At 72.7% G+C, this 23128-nt stretch carries 20 protein-coding genes and 3 pseudogenes; 11 read left to right on the plus strand and 12 right to left on the minus strand.

From position 1 onward, the window contains the following. Window positions 1-93: 93 nt before the first annotated feature. The 4 genes from AMK29_RS24050 to AMK29_RS24065 all read right to left on the minus strand — a co-directional run bounded on the left by AMK29_RS24050 (window position 94) and on the right by AMK29_RS24065 (window position 3678). Window positions 94-939 carry an AfsR/SARP family transcriptional regulator gene (locus tag AMK29_RS24050; RefSeq protein WP_073816468.1) on the minus strand — a complete coding sequence of 282 codons (846 nt, stop codon included), beginning with the start codon at window positions 937-939 and terminating at the stop codon, window positions 94-96. 323 nt (window positions 940-1262) lie between these two features. Then, a complete protein-coding gene (locus AMK29_RS24055) occupies window positions 1263-2297 on the minus strand; it encodes a class I SAM-dependent methyltransferase (RefSeq protein ID WP_079197093.1) in 1035 nt (344 codons plus the stop codon). Then, complete coding sequence (locus AMK29_RS24060) at window positions 2294-3163, minus strand: thioesterase II family protein (protein WP_073816470.1); 870 nt, start codon at window positions 3161-3163, stop codon at window positions 2294-2296. The genes AMK29_RS24055 and AMK29_RS24060 overlap by 4 nt, the downstream gene beginning before the upstream one ends. Then, a complete protein-coding gene (locus tag AMK29_RS24065; RefSeq protein WP_073816472.1) occupies window positions 3160-3678 on the minus strand; it encodes a hypothetical protein in 519 nt (172 codons plus the stop codon). The genes AMK29_RS24060 and AMK29_RS24065 overlap by 4 nt, the downstream gene beginning before the upstream one ends. 468 nt (window positions 3679-4146) lie before the next feature. Between AMK29_RS24065 and AMK29_RS24070 the strand changes: the two genes are divergently transcribed. The 3 genes and pseudogenes from AMK29_RS24070 (at window position 4147) to AMK29_RS24080 (ending at window position 9572) form a co-directional block, all read left to right on the plus strand. Next, window positions 4147-7161, plus strand: a complete 3015-nt coding sequence (locus tag AMK29_RS24070) for a BREX system ATP-binding domain-containing protein (RefSeq protein ID WP_073816475.1) — start codon at window positions 4147-4149, stop codon at window positions 7159-7161. A gap of 104 nt (window positions 7162-7265) precedes the next feature. Further along, window positions 7266-7425: pseudogene (locus AMK29_RS35940) on the plus strand (carboxyl transferase domain-containing protein); the annotation flags it as partial. A gap of 491 nt (window positions 7426-7916) precedes the next feature. Then, a complete protein-coding gene (locus AMK29_RS24080; RefSeq protein ID WP_073816477.1) occupies window positions 7917-9572 on the plus strand; it encodes a TROVE domain-containing protein in 1656 nt (551 codons plus the stop codon). 108 nt (window positions 9573-9680) lie between these two features. Here AMK29_RS24080 and AMK29_RS24085 read toward each other — a convergent pair whose 3' ends face one another. Next, a complete protein-coding gene (locus tag AMK29_RS24085) occupies window positions 9681-10076 on the minus strand; it encodes a cupin domain-containing protein (protein ID WP_073816480.1) in 396 nt (131 codons plus the stop codon). 151 nt (window positions 10077-10227) lie between these two features. On the opposite strand from AMK29_RS24085, the gene AMK29_RS24090 reads away from it, so the two are divergent. Beyond that, the gene (locus AMK29_RS24090) at window positions 10228-11166 is read left to right on the plus strand and encodes a GlxA family transcriptional regulator (RefSeq protein ID WP_107422689.1); all 939 of its coding nucleotides are present in this window, start codon (window positions 10228-10230) and stop codon (window positions 11164-11166) included. A gap of 20 nt (window positions 11167-11186) precedes the next feature. Here AMK29_RS24090 and AMK29_RS37825 read toward each other — a convergent pair. Beyond that, window positions 11187-11428: pseudogene (locus AMK29_RS37825) on the minus strand (site-specific integrase); the annotation flags it as partial. 110 nt (window positions 11429-11538) lie between these two features. On the opposite strand from AMK29_RS37825, the gene AMK29_RS24100 reads away from it, so the two are divergent. The 4 genes from AMK29_RS24100 to AMK29_RS24120 all read left to right on the plus strand — a co-directional run bounded on the left by AMK29_RS24100 (window position 11539) and on the right by AMK29_RS24120 (window position 14047). Beyond that, window positions 11539-12060 (plus strand): DUF6584 family protein, encoded by a 522-nt coding sequence (locus AMK29_RS24100; protein WP_073817193.1) that lies wholly within the window; start codon window positions 11539-11541, stop codon window positions 12058-12060. 418 nt (window positions 12061-12478) lie between these two features. After that, window positions 12479-13000, plus strand: coding sequence for a hypothetical protein (locus tag AMK29_RS24110; RefSeq protein WP_073816488.1), 522 nt, complete (start codon window positions 12479-12481; stop codon window positions 12998-13000). An 82-nt stretch (window positions 13001-13082) separates the two neighbouring features. After that, a complete protein-coding gene (locus AMK29_RS24115; protein ID WP_073816491.1) occupies window positions 13083-13670 on the plus strand; it encodes a TetR/AcrR family transcriptional regulator in 588 nt (195 codons plus the stop codon). Then, window positions 13667-14047 carry a hypothetical protein gene (locus AMK29_RS24120; RefSeq protein WP_073816494.1) on the plus strand — a complete coding sequence of 127 codons (381 nt, stop codon included), beginning with the start codon at window positions 13667-13669 and terminating at the stop codon, window positions 14045-14047. Before AMK29_RS24115 ends, AMK29_RS24120 begins: the two co-directional genes overlap by 4 nt. Window positions 14048-14171: 124 nt before the next feature. On the opposite strand, the gene AMK29_RS24125 is transcribed toward AMK29_RS24120, so the two are convergent. Beyond that, on the minus strand, window positions 14172-14648 hold the full coding sequence (locus tag AMK29_RS24125; protein WP_079197094.1) for a GNAT family N-acetyltransferase: 477 nt from the start codon (window positions 14646-14648) through the stop codon (window positions 14172-14174). Between the two features lie 226 nt (window positions 14649-14874). After that, window positions 14875-15312, minus strand: a complete 438-nt coding sequence (locus AMK29_RS24130) for a glutaredoxin domain-containing protein (RefSeq protein ID WP_073816497.1) — start codon at window positions 15310-15312, stop codon at window positions 14875-14877. A 299-nt stretch (window positions 15313-15611) separates the two neighbouring features. On the opposite strand from AMK29_RS24130, the gene AMK29_RS24135 reads away from it, so the two are divergent. Then, window positions 15612-16484 carry a hypothetical protein gene (locus AMK29_RS24135; protein ID WP_073817199.1) on the plus strand — a complete coding sequence of 291 codons (873 nt, stop codon included), beginning with the start codon at window positions 15612-15614 and terminating at the stop codon, window positions 16482-16484. Between the two features lie 52 nt (window positions 16485-16536). On the opposite strand, the pseudogene AMK29_RS38005 reads toward AMK29_RS24135, so the two are convergent. Next, window positions 16537-16947: pseudogene (locus AMK29_RS38005) on the minus strand (serine/threonine-protein kinase); the annotation flags it as partial. Window positions 16948-17198: 251 nt separating this feature from the next. Here AMK29_RS38005 and AMK29_RS36805 point away from each other — a divergent pair. Continuing rightward, window positions 17199-18617, plus strand: a complete 1419-nt coding sequence (locus AMK29_RS36805) for a serine/threonine-protein kinase (protein ID WP_079197096.1) — start codon at window positions 17199-17201, stop codon at window positions 18615-18617. A gap of 164 nt (window positions 18618-18781) precedes the next feature. Then, complete coding sequence (locus AMK29_RS24150) at window positions 18782-19399, plus strand: DUF1707 SHOCT-like domain-containing protein (protein ID WP_073816501.1); 618 nt, start codon at window positions 18782-18784, stop codon at window positions 19397-19399. Between the two features lie 186 nt (window positions 19400-19585). On the opposite strand, the gene AMK29_RS24155 is transcribed toward AMK29_RS24150, so the two are convergent. From AMK29_RS24155 to AMK29_RS24165, 3 genes are all read right to left on the minus strand, one after another. Beyond that, entirely contained in the window at window positions 19586-20014 is a 429-nt protein-coding gene (locus tag AMK29_RS24155; protein WP_198942326.1) for a DUF3052 family protein, read from the minus strand. A 262-nt stretch (window positions 20015-20276) separates the two neighbouring features. Continuing rightward, window positions 20277-21551 (minus strand): LLM class flavin-dependent oxidoreductase, encoded by a 1275-nt coding sequence (locus AMK29_RS24160; protein ID WP_079197097.1) that lies wholly within the window; start codon window positions 21549-21551, stop codon window positions 20277-20279. Next, window positions 21548-22963 carry an NtaA/DmoA family FMN-dependent monooxygenase gene (locus AMK29_RS24165; RefSeq protein ID WP_073816507.1) on the minus strand — a complete coding sequence of 472 codons (1416 nt, stop codon included), beginning with the start codon at window positions 22961-22963 and terminating at the stop codon, window positions 21548-21550. Before AMK29_RS24165 ends, AMK29_RS24160 begins: the two co-directional genes overlap by 4 nt. Between the last annotated feature and the right edge of the window lie 165 nt (window positions 22964-23128).

Raw genomic sequence — 23128 nt, forward strand, 5'->3', positions numbered from 1 at the left:
CTTTCTCGTGCTGCTCGGGCTTCTGGTGTTGGTGGTCGGGCTGGTGCTGCTCGGGCTTTGCGGGGGAGAGGGAGCGAGGCGGGGGGGCGGTCGTCAGGCCGCGTAGAGGTCGAAGGTCGGTGTGGGCCGGCCGCCGTGGGCGGGGGCGTCCAGGCGGGGATCGACCGAGAGCACCGCCTGGTGCAGCCGCTGGAGCTGCGGTGCGGGCTCAAGGCCCAGTTCCGCGACGAGCCGGTGCCGCAGGCCGCGGTAGAGCCCCAGCGCCTCGGACTGCCGGCCCGCACGGTAGAACGCCACCATCGCCTGGGCGTGGAACCGCTCGTCGGTGGGATGGAGCCGGGTCAGCTCGACGAGTTCGGCGAGGAGTTCGCCGTGCAGGCCGAGCCGCAGTTCGGCGTCGACACGGCGCTCGGTGGCGAGCAGACGGCTCTCCTCCAGCCGCGCCGCGTGGATCCGCAGCGCCGCCCCGGCCCGTACGTCCACCAGGGCGGGTCCCCGCCACAGCGCGAGCGCCTCGCTGAGGAGCCGGGCCGCCCGGGCGCTGTCGCCCTCGGTGAAGGCGGTGTGCCCGGCCTGCGCGGCACGCCGGAAGGCGAAGGCGTCGACGTCCTCCTCGGCGATCCGCAGCAGATAGCCGTCGTGTCCGGTGGCGAGCAGTTCCCGGGCGCGGGCCGGGCCGGCGGCGTCGCCCGTCCCGTACGGTCCACCGAGTGCGCCGGCCAGCGCCCGGCGCAGCCGCAGGATGTAGGTCTGGAGGGTGCTGTGCGCGCTGTACGGCGGCAGCGGTCCCCACAGCTCCTCCTTGAGGGCCGCCACCGGGACGGGCCGGCCGGGGTGGAGCGCGAGGAGCGCCAGGATCTGGCGCGTCTTCGCCGCGCTCGGGACGACCGGAGCGCCGTCCGCCTCGGCGTGCAGCGGGCCCAGAATCCGTATCTTCACGCGTCCTCCTTCCATCGGCCGGGAGTCGACCGGATCGGTGCATTCCCGAACCGGCTGTCCTGGGGAGGAACGTAGGAGCCGGGGGGTGAGGGCCTCAATACGGTGGGACCGTAGGGCTGACCGAAGAATCTGCGATGCGGGCCTCCTACGGCTGCGGCTGCGGGAATGGCCGGATAACCGTTTCCGGGCATGCCGAAGGCCCCCGAGGTGACAAACTTCGGGGGCGTGACGGAAACCGCGTACTGCTAATCTCCTTAGTTAATTCGTTTGTTCCGTACCTCTGTCTCCGGTGATTTCACACGGCTGATTCCACGCGGCGTGTTTCAGTCGGCCGCTCGGGGCCGGCACAGCCGGGCCGTATGCACGGTGACGGCGGTCAGATAGAAGGCGTCGGGGCGCCAGAGGACACCGGTGCACGCGTCCCCGTCGAGGAGTTGCTCCACGGTGAGCCGGTCGACGAGGTCGAGGCGGTCACCGAGGTCGGCGAGCAGCCGGTGCAGCCGGGTGTGCAGATGTCGGCGTACGGGCAGGTCGAGCGGGGCCGGGAACTCGATGAGGAAGGTACGGGTGCCCGCCGGCACGAGACCGGCCGAGGCCAGCAGACACGGCCAGTCCTCGATGACGGAGGTGGCGCCGGGAAGCCGGGACCGGCGGGCGGTGACCTGTTCCTCGACGGCCGCGTCCAGGCGCGCCTGGAGTCCTGGCCGGCCGATGCCGATGTCCCGGGGCAGGAAGCGCGGGGGCAGGCCCCGTTCGGCGACGGCGAGCAGGCCGCCGGGCCGCAGCGCGGAGGCCAGGCTCCGCAGGGCAGCCTGCTGGTCGCCGAGATGGCGGCAGACGTTTCCGGTCCAGATCAGGTCGACGGGCCCCGACCGGGCGAACTCCTCGGGCCGGTCGGCGCGCCGCGTGCTGATCCGTCCGGCGAGCCCGTGCTCGGCGGCCCGGGCCTCGGCCCTTGCGAGCAGGGCGGCCGACCGGTCCACGGCGACGACGTGGGCCTCCGGGAAGGCGTCGGCGAGGGCGTGGGACGCCACGCCCGGGCCGCTGCCGACGTCCAGGATCCGGCGGACCGCCGCTGTGGCCCGGTCCGCGGGACCGAAGAGTCCGTGCAACCAGTGGGCCGCCTCCGCCAGGAAGCCGGCGTGCAGTTCGGCCTCCTGCTCAGCCGCGTGCTCGGCCTCCTGCTCGGCCGGGTGCTCGGCTTCGGGTCCGCCGTGGGTCCCGGCGTCGGGTCCGGGGTCGCGTCCGGTGTCGGGTCCGGCTTCCCGAGCCGGACCTCGTCCCCGCTCGGGCTCGGGCCCCGGCCCGGCGCCGAGGGCGTCACCGGCGAGGCCCCCGGTGCCTTGTGTGGGTGTCATACGGTCACCTCCGCCGGCCAGGATGGGGATGCCGGGGACGCCGGACAACTCTTGTTGCCGGTTCCGGGACCGCCCGCCGGGGCCCACGGTCCGGAACCGGTCAGTGCGCGGGCGCGGCCGCCGCCGAGCTGGCGCGGCGCCCGGGTCCCGCCCCGGGAAGCGGGGCGCATCAGGTCCTGGCTGAAGGTGTCGAGCAGCTCCCACCGGGCGGTGAGCGGGAAGTAGTGGTCGCCGGGGACCGTGTCCACCCGCAGGGAGCGCCGGGTGCACCGGCGCCACCCGGCCAGATCGGCCCCGGTGACGCTCGGGTCGTCGCTGCCGCCCATGGCCGTGACCGGGCAGTGCACCACATGGCGCGGGTCGCGCCGGTACGCCTCCCGGACGGCGAGGTCGGCGCGGAGCGCGGGCAGCACCCGGGGCGCCCGCAGCGGGTCGAGGGCGCCCGGGGGGATCCGGCCCCGCTCGCCGAGCCGGCGCAGGAGTTCGGTGTCCGGCAGTTGGGCGACCGATCGCTCCGGGGCCGGCCGGTACGGGACGCCGGCCCCGGAGACGTACAGCCGCTCGGCCACCGCGTCGTACTCCCATTCGAGACGCGCGGCGATCTCGTACGCGAGGAGGGCGCCGAAGCCGTGCCCGTAGAGCGCGAACGGGCGGTCCCGCATCCGGGCCACGTACGGGATGATCTCGGCGAGCAGCGGTTCGAGCCGGCCGCAGGGCCGGGTGCGCGGATGACGGCCGCGCCCCGGCAGTTCGACGGGGGTGACGACCACTGAAGTCCCGAGGGCCTCGGCCCACGGCAGGTAGATGCCCGCCGACGCTCCCTCGAAGGGGAGGCAGAACAGCCGCACCGAGGTGTCGCCGCTCATCGGGCCACCGGCCCCGGGGTCCAGGTGCGGGCCGGTGCGGCGGCCGTCGGCGCCGCGGTCGCGTGGCGTGCTGGGTTTCCGCCGCGCAGGAGCACCGCGTACGCGTCCGTCACCTCCTCCAGAATCCGGAGCCCCGCGCGCCGGTCCATCAGCTCCCGGGCGTACCGCCAGGCGAAGGTCCAGTCGCGGTCGGAGCGCCGGATGAGGGTGGCGCACATCAACGGGGCTCGGTCGAGGGGGAGTCCGGTGCTGGACTCGCCGGCCAGGCGTTCCGCGAGCCGGGCGTCCTGCACCTCGGCACGGGTGGCCCGCCAGTCCACGATCTGCAGCCGGAAGCGGGCTTCGGGCCGCAGGGTGCGGCGCAGCAGGCCGTCCGGCCCGCGGTGGAGCGCGGTGCGGGACAGGGGGGTGCCGTCCAGGACGGACTGCCAGGCCTGCTCGTACACGTACGGCACGACTCCGCGCAGGGACATGACGAACTGTTCGGTGCGGAGCTCCTCGCTGATCGCGGACACGCGGGTACCGCTCCCTCCATCAGATCTGGCCAATTGGCCGGTGGTGAACGTGTCCGCTCGGGAACGGTTTTCCGGACGTTCACTGGTCACCGCCGCACATCGGTGCCGACCGTACCCGTGCGGTCCCCATTCACCTCAATACGGTCGCACCGAAGCAATGGCCGAAGGAATACGTCCGGAATCCGTGCGGCGGGATCCGCTGTACAAATATCGCGGCCTCCGTGTTAGCGTCGGGAACATCGGAGGTGTAGGCCGTTCGCCGGTGTCCGGGGGAGCGCAGTGGAGGATTCGACCGGCCTCCACGCCGTCTGAAGAAGGCATTTCCAGCAGCATGACGCGACGGCTCGGCCATGACCGGAAAGTGGTCTTGACGGAGCTGATTCCGCAGCCCTTTCAGCATGGCCTTCCCCCGCCGAAGTGGCGACCTCGTCCGAGTCATTCCACTGTTCGGCAGGGAGGTGTGGGGCGGTGCCCAAGGAGCTGTTCGGCAGGAGCGAGGAATCGAAGACCATCACCGAGATGTTGGACGCCGCGAGAGCGGGCGCGGGCGCCGTCGCTCTGGTCGAGGGCATCATCGGCACCGGCAAGACCTCGCTGCTGCGGTGGGCCGAGGAGACCGCGAGGGACCAGGGCATGGTCGTGCTCTCCGCCACCGCCTCCCCGGCCGAACAGCGGTTCCCCCTGGGGGTGGTGCACCAGTTGCTGGGGACGCTGCCCGAGACCGCGCACGACTGGGACCGCACCTTCGCCGCCTACGGCGCGCCCCACGACGGCCCGCCGGCCGAGCCCGACTACCCACTCCTCGCGGAGCTCTGCGCGAGCGTGGGCCGGGCCGCACGCCGCACCCCGATCCTCCTCACGGTCGACGGCGTCCAGCACGTCGACTGTCCCTCGCTGCTGTGGCTCGGCTTCCTGAGCCGCCGTCTGGAGAACCTCCCCGTCGTCCTGCTGGCCACCAAGCGCTGTGGCGAACCGGCCAGCGACCAGCACCTGCTGGTCGAGTTCATGGAAGGGCTCCGCCCCGACCGCCACATCCACCTCAGCGACCTCAGCCCGAGCGCCGCGCTCGATCTGGCCACCTCGCTGTGCGGGCACGGTCACGCCCACGAGGCCGTGGACGCACTCGTCGCCGGGACCGGCGGGAACCCGTACCTGCTGACCGAACAGATACGGACGGGGCCGACCGGGCGCTCCGGCCCCCTCGCCCCGGCGGGCCCGCACGGCACGCCCTTCGCCCTCCCCGGAACGGACCACCCCAGGCGGCCCGGACACTCCGCCCACGCGGCGTCTTCCCCGTACGCCACCCACCCCGTGGGCCCGGGGACCTCCGCGTACCCCGCCGAGCCGGGCGCCGTCCGGGCGCCGGGCGACCCGCGGCCCGCGCCGCCGGACGAGCAGCTCGGACTCCAGGCGGTCAAGGAACGCATCCTGTGCCTGCTCCGGCGGATCGACCCGCACGGACTGGAGATCGCCCGGGCCGCCAGCATCCTGCGCGGCCCCGTGGACGCCGCCCTCCTCGCCGACCTCTGCGGCGTCCGCACCGAGGACGCGTGTCGATGTATCAGCCGCCTGACCGAGTCAGGACTGCTCTGTCCCCACGACATGAAGTTCCGTCACCCCCTGCTCGCCGGACTGCTCTACCAGGACATCCCGTGCGCCGAGCGCGCCGAACTGCACCGCCTCGCCGCCCGCAGGATGCGCCACCGCGGCGCCCCGCCCGAGGACGTCGCCGCCCATCTGCTGCGCTCCCACCGCCTGGACGAGCCCTGGATGGCGCAACTCCTCATGGACGTGGCCCAGGGAGTGGTCGAGCACGACCCGGCCGGAGCCCGCCGGCTGATCGAGAAGGCCGTCCTGCACGGCGTGCCGAAGGGCTACGAGGACCGGGCGGAGGCCCTCCGGATCCAGGCCCTCACCGGCCTGGACCTGCCCGCCGCGGCGCGCGCCCTGACCGCCCACACCCCCCGCTGTACCGAGCCCGCCGAAAGGATCCGGCACGCGCTGTGGCTCTCCGAGCTCCGCCTGCGCCTGGACGACACGGCGGGCGCACTGGACGTCCTGGAGCAGACGCGGCGGGAGACGGCGGGCGCCCTGGACCCCGTCGCCGCGGGCCGGCTGCGCGAGGCGGTGGCCCACGTACGACTCCACGACGGCGGGCGGGACCAGGGCGGTCAGGACGGCGGCGGTCACCACCCCGGCGAGGAGGACCGGCTGCTGCGGGTGCTGCTGCTGCGTACGGCCGCCGGGAACTCGGCGTCCGCGGCGCGGCGGATCGCCGACCGTCTGCTGTCCGTCCCGCGCGCCCCCTACGGCTCCGCCCGCTGGTACCAGGCGCTCCTCGCCCAGCTGTGGGCGGGCGACATGGAGGAGGCCCGGCGGCACATCGACACCGAGGTCGGTCTCGCCCGGTCCGACGGCAGCACGACCCGGATCGCCGAGGCGCTCGCCGTACGCGGCCTGGTACAGCTGCACCGGGGCCAGCTGGCCCGCGCCGAGGACGACGCCCATGAGGCCCTCGCCCTGCTCACCCGGATCCGCGCCGACCGGTTCCACGTCGGGCCGCTCGCCCGCAGCGTCCTCATCGACGTGGCCATGGAGCGGGACGACGTCGCCGCGGCCGGGGCCCTCCTCGACGACGCCCCGCCGCTCCCCGGCGACCGCCCCCTCACCTGGTGGCGGCTGCACCTCCTGCACAGTGCCGGACGGGCCCTCGGCCGGCTCGGGGAGGCGCGGCGCGGCCTCGTCCTGCTGGCCCGCTGCGAGGAGGAACTGACCCGGCGCGGCATCGTCAACCCGGCGATCCTGCCCTGGCGCTCCACCCGCTCCGCGCTCCAGCTGGCCCGGCGCAACGTGCCCGCGGCCCGCCGCGCCGCCCAGGAGGAGACCGCGCTCGCCCACCGCTGGGGCGCCCCCTTCGCGCTGGGCCGGGCCCTGGTCGCCGAGGCGGCGGCGAGCACGGGCAGGGAGGCGCTGCGGCTCGCCGACCGGGCCGTCGAACTGCTCGAACCCACCTCGGCCCCCCTGCTCTTCGCCCACGCCCTGTACGCCTCGGGCCGCGCCCACCGGCAGGGCGGCACACCCCGCAGGTCCCGCGAACTGCTCCACCGCGCCAACGAGGTCGGCATCTCCCTGGGTGCCGACGGTCTGGTGGAGGCGGTGCAGCGGGAGCTGCGGGACGCGGGCGGCCGCCCCGACCCGCGCAAGGACTCGACGGAATCGCTGCTCACCCCCACGGAGCGGCAGGTCTCCGAACTGGCCGCGCGCGGACTGAGCAACCGCGACATCGCCCGCCTGCTCCAGGTGAGCCTGCGGAACGTCGAATCCCATCTCACCCATTCGTACCGGAAGTTACGCATCAGCGGACGGCACGAACTCGACCGCTTCTTCCCGGCCGACGAACCACCCGACCCGGCCCCGGTCCTCCTCTACCAGCCCCGCCCCACCCTCACCCCCTCGACGGGACCGACGACCGCATCGGCGTGAGCGGTGGGTCGTCGACGGCGGGGCCCCCTGAGGGCCCCGCCGTCGGGGTCCAAGTCCATGCCGGGGACCTGTCCGGTCGATCGTGTGACTACCGCGTGTCCGCTGGCGTCCCCGGCCGCTTCCTGCCGGGCGTCGACCAGGAGCACGACGGGTATCCGGCACGGCGCCAAGCTGCTCTACACGTACTGCAACGCCACCGTGCCGCGGATCCAGCTGATCCTGCGCAAGGCGTACGGCGGCGCGTACATCGCGGCACGGCCGCGACGCCGGCGATCGGCACGGTGGCCGGTCTGTACCCGGCGGTACGGGCGTCCTGCCTGTCGCCGACGCCGGCGCTCCAGGTGTAGAGGGCACTCGGCGCGATCTGCCCCGCCTCCGGAACTTCCTCTGCCTTCCGGAGGCGGGGCGTCGCCCGTCGCCCTCGCCCACCCGGAAGAAAATTCTGAGCGCACCTCCCGGGCCCTGCACTAGAGTTCGGGCCACAACGACATGCACCTCCCGGTGCGAAGGCCCGCGGCTACTTCTTCCAACGAAACCCGCCGCAGGCCGACATTGATCTCGGGAGGCACAGCATCGGGGCGCCCGGTGCGCAGGCCGGGGATACTTCCACTGTCAATGGGGCGGTCACGGGTTCGAATCCCGTCGAGGACTCAGGTCCTCGTAGCTCAGTGGCCAGAGCACCTTGTCTCCTCAGCCGACCTTGATCTCGGGCGCCCTCTGCTTTGCTTCCCCTCCACAGTGAGGGGCTCTTTCCCATGACCCGCTTCAACATCCGCGGCGCCCGCCCGGCAGCCACCTCTCCCGTGGCCACGACCGGCGAGCGGACCCGCACCTTCGAGGGCGCGACCGGACACCTCCGCGACGCGAAGAGCGAGCTGTTCCTCCTCGCCGTCACCAACACCGTCGGCACCGACACCTTCTACGAGAAGGCCGACGACCGTGACAACCGCTTCACCACACTGGTCCGCCGGCTCGCCGTCGAGGACCCGACCTGGACCGCCGGACTGCTGGCCTGGCTTCGTGGCGAGGGCAACATGCGGACCGCCGCCATCGTCGGGGCCGCCGAGTTCGTCCACGCCCGCCTCCAGGCCGAGAAGACGGCCGCCACCCCGCAGCCGGTGGCCGTGGACGGCGCCGTGCCGCACTCCAACCGGGCCGTCGTCGCCGCCGCGCTCCAGCGCGCGGACGAGCCCGGTGAGCTCCTGGGGTACTGGACCACCCAGTACGGGCGCCGCATCCCGAAGCCGGTCAAGCGCGGCATCGAGGACGCCATCGGCCGCCTGTACACCGAGAAGGCCCTCCTGAAGTACGACACCGCCTCCAAGGGCTTCCGCTTCGGCGACGTCATCGAGCTGGTCCACCCGGCACCGCGCGCCCCGTGGCAGGGCGATCTGTTCAAGCACGCGATCGACCGGCGCCACAACCGCGGCGAGGAGCCCCCGCTGTCCCTGCCCCTGCTCCGGACGCGGGCCGCGCTGGCCGAGTGGCCGCTGGAGGAGCGACGCCGTCTCCTCGTTCGCCCGGACGCCGCGGACACCCTGGCGCGCGCCGGGACGACGTGGGAGTCGCTGGCCGGCTGGCTCCAGGGCCCGATGGACAAGGCGGCCTGGGAGGCCGTCATCCCGTCGATGGGGCTCATGGCACTGGCCAGGAACCTGCGGAACTTCGACGAGGCCGGCGTCTCGGACGAGGTCGCCGCGGCGGTCGCGGCACGGTTCGCCGACCCGGAGCAGGTCCGCGCCTCGCGCATGTTCCCGTTCCGCTGGTGGGCCGCGTACAAGGCGGCGCCGTCGCTGCGGTGGGCCCACGCCCTCGAGCAGGCCATCGGCCACTCGCTCGCCCACGTGCCCGCGCTGAAGGGGCGGACGCTGATCCTGGTGGACCGGTCGCCGTCCATGTTCCCCGGGTACGGCTACTCGACGCCGAACCGGTCCGACATCACGCTCGCCGAGCAGGCCGCTGTCTTCGGCTCGGCGCTGGCGGCCCGTGCCGAGAACCCGACACTGGTCGAGTTCGGGCAGACCTCGCGGGAGATGGCCGTGCCGAAGGGGGGCAGCATCCTGCGCCTGGTCGAGCAGTTCGGGCAGATCGGCGGCACGGACATCCCGTCGGCTGTGAAGAAGCACTTCGGTCGGCACGACCGGGTCGTCATCGTCACCGACGAGCAGACCCGCCCGGGCTGGCTGCCGTCGAACTGCCACGGCTACGGCGGCATGCGCGAGACCCAGATCGACGACCTGATCCCGAAGACCGTGCCGGTCTACATGTGGAACATGGCGGGCTACAAGCCGGGGTCGATGCCCTCCGGCGGCAGCAACCGTCACGCCCTCGGCGGCCTGTCCGACGCGGCGTTCCGCATGATCCCCCTCCTGGACGCGGGCCGCGACGCCCGTTGGCCGTGGGAGCGGTAGAAGAAGGCGCGCGGGCGGCGGCTCGGCGGCCCCCGGAACAGCGCGGGGGCGACCGACCGCGGCGGCAGGATGACGCCACGGGCGGTGGCGTGTCCGAAGTCGGTCGCGTCAGATGCTGAGTGCGTGTCCCGTTGTCGAGTCGACGTGTTCCGGGATCTCATCGTGGCGATCGCCCACGGTAGGTGTCCCGGTGGGCTCGAACATGAGGATCGCGGCGCCGGACGGAGCGTACGGCTTGTGCTCTGTGCCTCGGGGGACGGTGAAGGCCGACCCCCGAGGCAGCAGGACCGTGCGCTCCCCGCCGGGCTCGCGCAGGGAGATGCGCAGCTCGCCGTCGAGTACGAGGAAGAACTCGTCGGTGTCGTCGTGCACGTGCCAGATGTGCTCGCCCTCGACCTTGGCGACGCGGACGTCGTAGTCGTTGACGTGCGTGACGATGCGGGGGCTCCACAAGGCATCGAAGGAGGCCAGAGCCTTGCTGAGGGAGATGGGTTCGCTGCTCATGGGCTCATCCTGGGCCGTTTCGCTCGATCGCCGCGAGTGCTAGGAATCGCACATGGCGAAAGAATCCTCGCAGGCGGCTCGCGCGGCTGACGCGGCTGACGCGGCTCACGTGGCTCACGTGGCTCACGCGGCGGGGGTGCACCGTGTCGTCGTGATCGTGGACGCGAACTCCAACCCCTTCGAGCTCGGCTGCGCGACCGAGGTCTTCGGTTTGCGCCGACCGGAGATCGGCCGTGATCTCTACGACTTCAAGCTCTGTTCCCCCGATCCCAGCACCCTGATGCGGGACGGATTCTTCACGCTCACGGGAGTCGCCGACCTGGAAGCGGCCGACGCGGCGGACACCTTGATCGTCCCCAACCGCCCGGACATCGAAGTGCCCCGCCGTCCCGCCGTGCTCGATGCCGTCCGCCGGGCACACGCCCGAGGTGCGCGCCTGGTCGGCTTCTGCAGCGGCGCCTTCACACTGGCCGAGGCCGGAGTCCTCGACGGGCGCCGAGCCACCGCGCACTGGCAATGGGCGGATTCCTTCCGGGCCCGTTTCCCCTCTGTCCGGCTCGAAGCGGACGTGCTGTTCGTGGATGACGGTGACATCCTCACCGCGGCAGGCAGTGCGGCCGCCCTGGATCTCGGGCTGCATATCGTCCGTCGCGACCACGGCGCGGAGGTCGCCAACTCCGTGAGCCGACGGCTGGTCTTCGCGGCGCACCGGGACGGTGGGCAGCGGCAGTTCGTGGAGCGTCCCATGCCCGACCTGCCGGACGAGTCCTTGACACCTGTCCTGGCCTGGGCCCAGGAACGGCTGGACTCACCGCTCACCGTGTCCGGCCTCGCGGCGCGTGCGGCGGTCAGTCCGGCGACGCTGCATCGCCGCTTCCAGGCACAGCTGGGCACGACGCCGCTCGCGTGGCTGACGGGGGAACGGCTCGCTCTGGCATGCCGGTTGATCGAGCGAGGCGAGTCCCGGTTCGAGGTGGTCGCGCGACGCAGCGGGCTTGGCACCGCTGCCAATCTGCGCAGGCTGATGCGCCGCGAGACCGGCATCACACCGTCGGCCTACAAGCGCCGGTTCGGTCCGGAGGCGAAGTGACGGCGGGCATCTCCTGCGATGAGGGCGGAATGGCGGCACTCATGCAGGTCCCAGCCGGTCCGGGCCGGGCACGGCGGTGTGCTCGTTTAGTAGGGCGCGGGGCCCTGCCGCTTCGACCGGGGAGGGGCGGGCCGGGCCGGGGCGGTGTCCGGGCACACCTCGCGCGGGCTGACGACCTCCCCGGGCCGGGGCGGCGGTGGGTGACGTACACCGGTCTGCGGGAACGGCCGCGCAGCAGGCGCGGCGGCAGCCGGGCAGTGCCCCAGGGGGGTCGGCGCAGCTGACACGCTCGCGCCGGCACGGCGTCTGTGCTCGCTGAGGGGCGGCGAAAATGGGTCGAGCCCCAACACCTTGCTACTCGATCATGTGTTCATGTCTCAGCTGAACACCCTTGCCCGAGTGGACGCCGATCTCGCCTCCGGGCGGATACCGATGGCGCGGCAGCGGTTGCGCGGACTGGTCTCGTCGTACCCGCGCGACCTGACGCTGCGCCGCCGGCTCGCCGAGGTCTACCGGATGTACGGGGACGCGGCGGAGGCGGGACGCTGGATGTACCTCGAAGAGGACCGGACCGCCGAGGAGACGGCCGCCTTCGAGGCGCGGTACAAGTCCCCCGGACGGCGGATGAAGGCCCTCGCCTGGCGCGGCCCCGAGACGCTGGCCGGCACCACCTTCGCCGAGGAACAACTGGTCACCGTGCGGACCGCCTGCGCCGAACTGCTCGGGCGCCCGGTCGACTGGGACACCCCGGCGTCCTACGAGGCGGCCGAGAGGACCGAGCCGGACACCAAGGGGTGGTCCCTTGGCGGTGTCGTCGTGGGCGGTGGCATTTTCGTGGGGGTCGTCGGGCACGTGTGGCTCTGGGTACTCGGCGTGATGTCTCTCTTCGACTAGGGGGCGTCTTGAGCCGGGGGCGGCGCATTCGGTCGTGCCGCTCGCCTCCGCCGCCTCGCGCCCCGATTCGGGGGGCAGGCTCGGGCGTAGGCCTGTTGCCACGCTCACTCACGCACTCGACGCCCTGGTGGATCTCGTCTTCGGTGAACTCCCGATGTCTCGCCTCACGGCCGAAGCCCACACCGACATCGGGCCCGCGCCGGCCATCCTCGCCGAGTCAGGCGTCACCCAGGAAGGGATCAGCCCGCCTGCCTCCACCGCGGCCGACGCTACGACCTGGCTGTGTTCTCGCTTCTCCGCCCCGAGTGGGACGAGCTGAACCGTCCTTGCGCGCGGGACGCCTGACAGGTCGGGGCACCGGGGCCTGCCCGATGGGCCCGCACGGTGGGCTCGGGTGCGGCTCCTAAGCTGTGACGCTATGAAGAGCCGGCTCACCCATGAGGCCAGTACCTTCATCAATTTCCGGGACTACAAGTTCCAGGAGTCGGGGTCGCACGGCTACAGGTGGGTCGACATCAAGCATCTGCGGCTCCCCGGGGAGTCCGTCGAGGCTCGGGAACTACTTGCGGCACTCATCGGGCATGAGCAGTTCCGGGACGACTACGCGGGCGGTGGAGTCCTGCCGGAGGGGTCCAGGCACGGCCCGTATTGGCTGACGTCGGTGACCTCTGATGCCTACGAAGCCGTCAGTCGGGAGAAGAGTGCGCACGTCCTGTGGGGGTGGGCGGACCAGTTCGGGGACGTGCCCGCCGAGCTGGAGGCGGATCTGCGGCAAGAGGTGTTCGACCGCCTGGTCGTGGCCGACAACATCTACTACCTGAACGAGCTCGAGGATGAGGCCATTCATGACTGGGGGCGTGTGCACGAGGACTTCCACGAATTCGTGCTCATCGACCGCTCAGCTGGACGGATAACGCTCCTCGTCGCGGCCGACGACTGAGCCGATCGGCATAGCTGAGGAGAGACTCCATGTTCATTGAGCCCCTTGATTACCCTACGGGTCGACCCGTAGGGTAAATGTCATGAGCTCCACTCAGCCCTCCAGGGGGCGTCCCAGGGATCCCCGGTCGCACGAGGCGATCATCGGCGCGGCGGCAGAGCTGGTGGCCGAGGTCGGCTATGCGGCGACGTCGATAGGAGCGGTGGCCACGCGGGCCGGTGTCGGCAAGGACACGATCTACCGACGGTGGTCGGGCAAACCGGAGTTGGTCTACGAAGCCGTCTTCACGGCCACCGATGATGCCCCGCCCCCGGACACCGGAACACTGGCCGGCGATCTGACCGTGCTGCTCCAGAGCCTGATCGACGAGTTCCGCGCGCCCGCCGCCGCGGCCGCTCTCCCGGGACTGCTCGCCGACTTCGCAGCCGATCCGGAACTGAAGGCACGCATCCGCGGCGACTTCCTGGCCCCGTCCAAGGAACGGCTGCTGGGCGTCTTCGAACGCGCTGTTCTGCGTGGGGAGATCGCGGCGGAAACACCCGTGGACCTGGTCCTGGACACACTGGCAGGAGCCGTCTTCTTCCACGTAGGACTGGTCGGGGAGCGCCCTGACCCGCAGCTGGCCGAACTGTTGGCCGCGGTCGTGGCCAAGGGAATCGAGGTCCGATGAACGCCTGGCTACTTGCAGCAGGGATCACCACACTCGGCGTGGCCGCGGTGCATGTCGTCGGCGGCCACCGCGACGTGGTGCGCCCGCTGCTCTCCAGCGGGCTCGCGGACGAACCCAAGCGCGTCCTGCACGCCGTGTGGCACATGGTGAGCGGCGACCTGGTGCTCTCCGGACTCGCGCTGCTCTACGTCTCCCTGGCGGACGGTACGCCGGGTGCCGGCCTGGTGGCGTGGTTCGTGGCCGCGCACTTCCTCGCATACGCGGCGGCCTTCTTGGTCATCACGCTCTCCGTCGGCTGGCCCAGACCGCTCCTGCGCCTCCCGCAGTGGATTCTGCTGCTGCCGGTCGCGGTACTGGCAGCGGCGGGCGCCGCGTAACGCCGAGGTCCCGGCCGGACGCCGACGGCCTGCCGGCAGCCGGCCTCCTCGGCCCTCGGCGTCTACGCGCCCGCAGGCCGGCCAGGAGTGTCGTAATTCGTGGATGGCCGATCGAGCTGGGCGTTCAACCTCTGGCGTCCGCCGCGGTGCGCAGTCGATCGCTCGGGCAGAGGAAGAAAAGTTCGGGGTCTCCTTCGTCGAGGCCGTGGAGCAGGCCGGCCGGGCGCCAGTGGGCGCGGCGTAGCAGATTCTGCATGGGGTGGTTGGAGACGTTGGTCGAGGTGAAGAGCTTCGCCGTAGCGCATGTGGCCTCGATCGCCGTGAGGAGTTGTGCTCCGACACCGCGTCGGCGGGCATGGGCGGCGACCATCAGCATCGTGACGAAGCCCTGCTCGAAGAAGGTGTACTCCAACACGCTGTACCCCACGGGTCCCGACGCGTCGCGGGCCACGAGGACCACTCCATGCTCGCACCAGCGCCGGATGGCTTCCCGTCGGGCGAGGTCGCCTGCTGCCGCGACGGCATCGATCTCGGCCAGCGCCGCCCAGTCCGACAGGTCGGCGCGGTCCACTCGGAGTCCAGTGAGGTTCTCGAAGTCCATGCGGAGCATCGTGGCAGCGCATGGGCGGGGGCACTCGCCTTGTTGGGGATGGGCCGGGGGCGGCGTCGGCGTTTCGCGGTTGTGGTCGTCCGCCCAGGCCATCAACGAGCTGCTGATGGTGCGCTGTTGACTCCGCTCGACCTTCGGATCTCGTCAGTGCAGGCCTGCGGAGCGTTTCTCCGACAGTGGGCCGCTTCTGATTACGGCTTCTCCGCACGGCTTCTGATCACGCGGGAGGCGAGAGCTGTTCGCGCACCCATGCAGGATCGGGATTGGTGTGGGGCCGGCCGGCCACGATGACCGTGGGCACGGTCTCGTTGCCGTCGTTGGCCGCCCTCGCCGCCGCGGCTCCCGCCGGGTCCCGCCAGATGTCGACCCAGTGCAGGTGGCGGGCACTGCGGCCCAGCCGGATGCGCAGTCGTATGCAGTACGTGCAGCCCGGCCGCCACAGGACGACGGGCCGGCCGTCGGCCGCGCTGCGGCGATGTGCCTCCAACGCGCCGATCGGCCTCGGGAAGATCAGGGGTGAGTGCACGCCCGCGATCGCCAGAAACACGAGCAGGAGCACCACGGCGGTGGCGGGGCTCCCTGAGACGGCCAGCCCCGTCGCGGCGACTGAGCCGCAGAGCACGAGCAGTCCGGGCAGCTTCCAGGCGCGCGTCATGGTGACGAAGGCTATCGATGAGTCGAATGCCTTCTCGGACTGGGGCCCACCAGCAGTTCGTCGGGCACGCGGGCGGCGCCCCTCGTGGTCATGTGTTCCGTCAGGGAATCGTGTGCGTACGGGCTCACTTGCCGTGCGGTGCGGTCCGGCGGCCTGGCTCGGTCATCGGGGGGCCTCACGCGCTGGCGTAGGCCGGACGGCCCCAGGTGGAGCTACGTGCTCGTGTCGAGTGGGTGAGGGGCGCGGGCCTGGCGGAGGGGCAGCTCCGTCGCTCGGGCAGGACGGCGCACAGTACGGGTGTGGATGTGGAGCAGGTTGCCGATGAGTTGTACGGGCTGAAGCCGCACGAGTTCACCGCGGCCAGGGACGCCTACGTCGCCGCAGCGCGTCGGGCGAAAGACACTGCGGCGGCGAAGGCGCTCGCGGCGCTGCGACGGCCGGCGACAGCGGCGTGGGCTGCGAACCTGCTGGCCCGGCAGCAGCCGGACGAGGCCGCACGGTTTCTGGCGCTGGGGGAGACGCTCCGGGAGGCGCACCGGAACCTGGACGGTCAGCAGCTCCGCGCAGCCAGCCGTCAGCAGCACCAGCTCGTCACCGCACTCGCCCGGACAGCCGCGGACCTGGCCCGCGAGGCCGGGCAGCCGGTGAGCGACACGGTGCTCCACGAGGTCGAACAGACGCTCCACGCCGCGCTCGCCCACCCGGATGTCGCCGAGCTGTGGGCCAAGGGCCGGCTGGCGAAGGTACCTGAGGCCGCCGTCGGCTTCGGGGAGATCGCACCTGAGACGGTCCCCGCCCGGCCGGCGCCGGCGAAGGCGTCCGCGCGGAAGAAGTCGCCTGACCGGGAAGAGGAGCGCCGGAAGGCGGAACGTGAATCGGCCCAGGCGGAGGCGAAGGAGGCCGAAGCCGTCGTCGCCCGGCGCGAGCGGGAACTGGGTGAAGCACAGGACATGGAGCGGGCCGCGGCGGTGGACTCGGAGGAGGCGGCCGAGCGTGTCCGTCGCTTGGAGGAGGAGTTGGCGGAGGCCCGCACGACCGTACGCGGGACGAAGACGGCCGCGGCGGAGGCCGAGGCGGCCGTGAAGTCGGCCGACCGTGCACTCAGCCAGGCGCGGCGCGCAGCCGAACGGGCGGGCCGCGAGGTCGAGCGCCTGAAGCGGGCGGGGCGGTAACTGGGGCGTACGCGGGCGTGCGGGCTGTGCTTGTCCCGGGGAGTACGTGGGCGTGCAGGCTGCGCCGTCCCGTGGCGTACGCGGGCGTGAGTTCCTGCTCGTCCATCGGGCCCCGTTTGCCGAGCAGCCGCGACAGCCTCGGCCCGGGGATGTAGGCGGTGGCCAGCCAGGGGGTCGCCGCGTCCGGGTCGGCGTCGGCGACCGGCGTCGTGTGGAAGCCGCCGACCCGGCGTGCGGCCTCGACCTCGGCCCGGAAGCGCGCGCGGAAGTGCGGATCGGCGGCCAGCTCGGGTCTGGCCACCTTGACGGTCACGGCGCGCCCGCCGCGGGACCGCGCCAGGTACACCGTCCCCATGCCGCCCGCGCCCAGCTCCCGCTCCAGGGCGTACCCGCCGATGCGTCCCGGCAGGCCCTCGCCCCCCGCGCCCAGCCCGATATGCGGCACGCTCCCCTGTCGAGACATCGCGTGCGAGTATGGCCGACCTCGCCCATCGCCCGCTCGGGCGAGCGCCGGCGATCCGGATTCCCCGCGACTGCCACGGATGTCCGAGCGATGACGGGGCAGGCGTACCCCGTGCTCGTACACGGGTGGGCCGCGGCCTGCCGTGTCGCCGCCGGGCGACGGCCGGTGGCGGTACGGCAGGCGACGGCCCGGCACGGAAGCGCGTGGGCGGGCGGACAGCGGAAGGTGACGGCAGAGCGCAGGGAGCACAGATGAACGTCCGCCCGTGGCCCATCCGGCCGGACCTGCGGCTCACGGCCCACGCGGTCGCCGGCCGCTACCGGCTCGACGACCTGCTCGGACGCGGCGGCGCGGCTGACGTGTACGAGGCGCTCGACCTGCGTCTGCGGCGACCGGTGGCGGTGAAGGTCTTCCGCCCGGAGGGTGAGGCGCAGACGGAGCAGCGTTTCACCGACGAGGGCCGCTTGCTGGCCCGGTTGCAGCACCCCCGGCTCGTCACCCTGTACGACTCCGGCCAGGAGGACGGGCGGCCCTACCTGGTGATGCAGCTCATCAAGGGAACGACACTGAGCCGGCGCATCGCCGCGGCCCCGATGAGCCCTGCCGATGTCTCCCTGATCGGCTCCGCGCTGGCGTCGGCGCTGGCGCACGTGCACGAAGCCGGTGTCGTGCACCGCGACGTCAAGCCGTCGAACATCCTCCTGGACGAGACGGGCGCCCCGCACCTGACCGACTTCGGCATCTCCCGCCTGCTCGACACCACCACCCAGACCGCCACCGGTGTGCTGGTGGGGACGGCCGCGTACATGGCGCCGGAGCAGGTACGGGGCCGAGGGGCGGGGCCGGCTGCGGACATCTACAGCCTCGGTCTGGTACTCCTCGAGTCCCTGAAGGGCGAACTGGAATACGGGGGAGCGCCGTTGGAGGCCGCCATCGCACGACTGCACCGGCCCCCGGCCATCCCGCCGGGCCTTCCGGGCGACCTCGTCGAGCTGCTGCAGGCCATGACGGATCCGGACGAGCGCAGCCGGCCGGACGCCGACGCCTGCGTGAGGGCACTCTCCGTCATGCCGGGCGGGCACCACGAGCCGCCGCCCGCCCTCCGGGCCGACCACGGGGGAGACGACCGGGACCCGGCCGGCGAGACACTCCGGGCGGAAGTTCCCCGGGCACGCACCGGTGACGTCCCCGGTGCGGCGGTCGCGACGGCGGCGCCGCGCGAGGGGCATCGGGCCGCGAAAGCGCCGCTCCCGGCGGTCGCCGCCTCCCGCGCCGGCCGTGCCCTGCTGACGGCGGGGGCGGCCCTCGCCGTGTTCGGAACCATGCTGACCGGCTCCATCGACGGCCGACCCGCGGAGGCCGAGGGGGCCGTCTCCCGGCCGCCGCAGCGGACCGCGACGGAACCGCCGTCGCCCACGGCGGGTCAGCCGGGTCCCTCGTCCTCCCCTGCGGCACCGGCTTCCCGCCAGGACCCGCCGCCCCCCACCGGCGCCCCCGAGGAGACCAGCGGAAAAAAGACCGGCCCGGCGGCCGGCGAGCGTACGGCTCCAGCCGCGTCCCGGGGCGAGAGCGGCAGTCCGGCTGGCCATGCGGTACGAGGCCCGGAGCGCGGGCAGGCGGACCCGCCGCCGATGAAGGTCAAGCCGCCGAAGAAGAAGCACAAGGGGTGAGGGGTACCGGCTTCGCGCCATCCGCCGGGCCGCGCGTCTCGTGCGGGCCCAAGTGGGCTCGCACTGTGCTGAGTTGGGGTGCGGGGCCTGGTTGATGTGTGACCGGTGTGGGAGATGGGCCGTCCCCCCGTCCGTCACTTCGCCGGCTGCTTATCCTTGGCGGCATGACCGTTCAGCCTCCGGAGCCCTCTCCGCGTCCTGCTCCCTCAGGAGCGCTCCGCGCCTCTCACGACGACCGGGAAGCAGTGGTCGAGCAGCTGCGCGACGCGGCAGCCGAGGGACGCATCGACTTCGACGAGCTGGATGCACGCCTGGAGCAGGCGCTGACGGCCAAAACGCACGCCGAGTTGGCCGTCCTGACCGCCGACCTGCCGAGGCCGCCTTCCGCGGAGGACCGCCCGGCGCTGGTGCTCAAGGGCGGTCTGTACGGCGCGTCTCGAGGCCCCGGGCGCTGGGAGGTGCCCGGCCGTGTGGTCGCTCACGGGGGCGTGGGGGGTGTGCGGGTCGACTTCACCCGGGTGGAGTGCCGGCTCCCCGAGGTCGTGGTGGAGGCGTACGGGGAGACATCCGGTGTCACGATCGTCATCCCCGACGCCTGGGTCGCGGACACCAGCGGCATGGATCCCGGCACCGGCGGCCTGAAGGACGAGACCACGACCGACCGTCTCCCGGGAACTCCGCTGATCCGGCTCACCGGGTCCGGCGGCGTGGGAGGAGTGGTCATCCGCCACCCCAACCGCCGCGAACGCCGCAAGCTGCACAGCAACCCGACGGGCGGCTGACCGCGAACGCCGCAAGCTGCACAGCAACCCGACGGACGGCTGACCGCGAACGCCGCAAGCCGCACAGCAACCCGACGGACGGCTGACCGCGAACGCCGCAAGCCGCACAGCAACCCGACGGACGCTCTCACGGCACTCGACGGCCCCACCGCCACCCTCGGGCCTCCGCGGTCCACGCCCCCACCGCTACCCGCGGGCGTCCGGGGCCGTCGGTCGTACCAGCCGCGTCGCCGTCCAGGCCCCCGCCGCGATCGTTCCGGCCGCCAGCCCGCCCGCCGACGGTGCCGCGCCCACGATCTCATCGGTGTCGACATGGCCGGGCTTGCCCGGATTCGGGGTCAGCAGAAGGACACGGCCGCCGTCCGCGAGCCGACCGAGCGCGTCCATCAGAAGGTCCGCGAGGTCGCCGTCTCCCAGCCGGAACCAGAAGAGCACGACGTCGACCTCGCCCTCGTGGTCCTCGTCGAGGAGGGTCCGCCCGATGACCTGCTCGATCGAACTCCGCACGTCGTCGTCGACGTCGTCGTCCTCCCCGATCTCCAGAACCAGCTGACCGCGGGTGAACCCCAGTCGGTCGCCGCAGTCGCTCACTCCACGCCCGGCAGCAGACGTCACGCCGGCCTCCCCTCCTCGCCCGGCCGCGCGCCGAACCCGTCGAGGGGCGTCCGGCACGGCAGCATCGCCTCGCGCCCTTCGACGGAGGCTGTCGCGGTCGATCCTCACACAGGCGACCGCCGAGTAGGCACGGTGCTTTCAGCCGATACGGCGATGCCGGCCGCGCCGGAACACGCGCCTGCGGCCCGCGCGAGGAGTGTGCCTGCGGCCCACCCGACAAACGCCCCTCCAGCCCCGCGTGGCCCGTCAGCCCGTCAGCCCGTCAGCCCGTCTTCGCGTAGCGGCTTGCGGGGCGGTCCAGGCCCAGGTGGCCGCGCAGCGTGGTGGAGGTGTACTCCGTACGGAACACCCCGCGCCGTTGCAGCTCCGGGACCAGGCCCCGGGTGATCGCCGTGAGGTCGTGCGGGAGGGCCGCCGGGCGGAGGCGGAAGCCGTCCAGGCCGGTGGAGCGCCAGTCGAGCAGCAGGTCGGCCAGTTCGGCGGGCGTGCCGGCGAAGATCTCGGCGTCGGAGGCGAGTTCGGCTCCGGCAGCCTCGTCCAGGCGCGCCTTGCGCCGAGCCGCCGCGCCCGGTTCGTCGTCCAGGAGGACGACGAGGTCCGCGAAGGTCCGCAGCGGGCGTTCCGTCACGTCCCGGCCGGTGCGCTCGACGGCCTCGGCGACCTGGGTGAGGATCGCCGCCGTGCCCGCCCGGTCGTGCGGAGTGACGGCGACGACGTCCGAGCTGAGCGCCGCGAACTCGTACGGCGTGGTGGCGTGCGCGAGGCTCACCACCAGTGGCTGGCCCTGGGGGCTGCGCGGGGTGATCGAGGGGCCCTTGACCGTGAAGGTGCTGCCCTTGAAGTCGATGGGGTGGACCTTGTCGCGGTCGAGGAAGCGGCCCGTCGCCGCGTCCCGTATCTCCGCGTCGTCCTCCCAGCTGTCCCAGAGCTGCCGTGCCGCCTCCACCACCTCGGCGCCTTCCGCGAAGAGGGCGCGCAGCGGCCGGGAGATCGACTCCGAGTCGGTCACGTCGTCCTCGGTGAGCTGGGGCGTGGGCCGGCGGCCGAAGTGGGCGGCGTCGGCCGCGCGGGACGATATCTGCGGGCGCCAGCCGGCCCGTCCCCGGCTCGCGTGGTCGAGGGTCGCGATGCCGATGGCCAGGTGGAACGGTTCGGTGTGGGTGACGTTGGTGGTGGGGACCAGGCCGATGTGCGTGGTGAGCGGCGCGAGGTGGGCGGCCAGCAGCACCGCGTCTATGCTGCCCCGGACCTGGTCGGTGCGGTTGTCGGGGAGGTGGAAGGCGGCGGACTGGAGGCCGAGGGCGTCCTCGAAGGTGACGAAGTCGATCAGGCCGCGTTCGGCCTCGGCGACCAGGTCGGCCCAGTAGGCGGCGTCGAGCAGCTCACCGGGCCGGGCGCCCTCCTCGCGCCAGGCCGCGGGGTGCCAGCCCGCACCGTCGAGCGCCACGGCCAGGTGCAGCGGAGCGCCCGGATCGCCGGGGGCGGACAGGGAGCCCGTCGGGTCGGTGGCGCCGGTCGGGCCCGTCGTGCCGGTCATGCGGAGGTCTCCTTGTCGTCGTGCCCGTCGTGCCCGTCGCGCAGGCGCTGTCCGGGGCCGCCCCATCCTGCCGGGCGGGGCGCGGCGGACAGGCCCAGGTGGTCCCGGAGCGTGGTGCCGGTGTAGTCCTCGCGGTGGACGCCCTTCTCCTGGAGGATCGGCACGACCCGGTCCACGAAGTCGTCCAGGCCGCCCGGGGTGAGATGGGGGACGAGGACGAAGCCGTCGGCACCCTCGGTCTGCACGTAGTCGTCGATCGCGTCCGCGACCGTCTGCGGGCTGCCGACGAACGTCTGCCGTCCGCCGACCTCGATGACCAGCTCCCGGATGGAGAGGTTCCGCTCCTCCGCGAGCTTGCGCCACTGCCGGGCGGTCTCCGCCCGGCCCTTGCGGAAGACGGAGTGCCCCTTCAGGAAGTGGGCCTCGTCCTCGGGCTCGATGTCGGGCAGCGGTCCGTCCGGGTCGTAGTCGGACAGGTCGCGGCCCCAGACCGCCTCCAGGTGGGCGATCGCGGTCTGCGGGCTGACCAGCTCACGGCTGATCTCCTCCGCGTACGCGGCGGCCTCCTCGTCGGTGTCCGCGACGACCGCGTTGGCGGTGGGGAGGATCAGCAGGTCGTCCGGGCTCCGGCCGTACGCGGCCAGGCGCCGTTTCACGTCCCGGTAGAACTCCCGCGCCACGTCGATCCGGTTGTGCTTGCTGAAGATGACCTCGGCGTCGGACGCGGCGAACTCCCGGCCCGCGTCGGACTCGCCGGACTGGATGATCACGGGGTGGCCCTGCGGGCCGGGCGGCGTGGTGAAGCGGCCGGAGATGTCGAAGTGCCGCCCCTGATGGGCGAAGCGGCCGGCACCGGGGGCGATGAACTCGCCCGTGGCCGCGTCGGCCTTGAGGTCGTCGCCCGACCAGCTGTCCCACAACTTCCGGGCCGCGGTGAGGAACTCGGCGGCCCGGGTGTAGCGGTCGGCCTCGGGGAGGAAGCCGCCCCGGCGGAAGTTCTCGCCGGTGAACGCGTCGTAGCTGGTGACCACGTTCCAGGCGGCCCGGCCGCCGCTGAGCCGGTCCAGGGTGGCGAACCGGCGCGCCACCTCGTACGGCTCGTTGAAGGTGGCGTTGACCGTGGCGGCGAGGCCCAGGTGTGTGGTGACGGCGGCCAGGGCGCTCAGGACGGTCAGGTTCTCCGGGCGTCCCGCGATGTCCAGGTCGTAGACCTGCCCCTTGTGCTCGCGCAGCCGCAGCCCTTCGGCGAGGAAGAAGAAGTCGAACTTGCCGCGTTCGACGGTCTGCGCGAGCCGGATGAAGGAGTCGATGGATATCTGGCTCTCGGAGCGCGGGTCCGACCAGACGGTCACGTTGTGGATGCCGGGCAGCTGCGCTGCGAGATGCACCTGTTTCTTGGTGGTGGCGGGCACGGTGCGGTCTCCTCCTGCGAAGTCCGGCGGCGGGACGGTGGGTGGGCCTGGGGGCGGGAGTGGGGGTGCGTGGTGCGAGGCGGGCGTGGGGGAGTGGGGGGGGTGGGGGAGTGGGGTGTGTGGAACTCCGAGCCTGCCTGCGCGGGGTGGCCCCTGCACAGGCCG

This window comes from Streptomyces sp. CB02261, assembly GCF_001905665.1.
Lineage (GTDB): Bacteria > Actinomycetota > Actinomycetes > Streptomycetales > Streptomycetaceae > Streptomyces.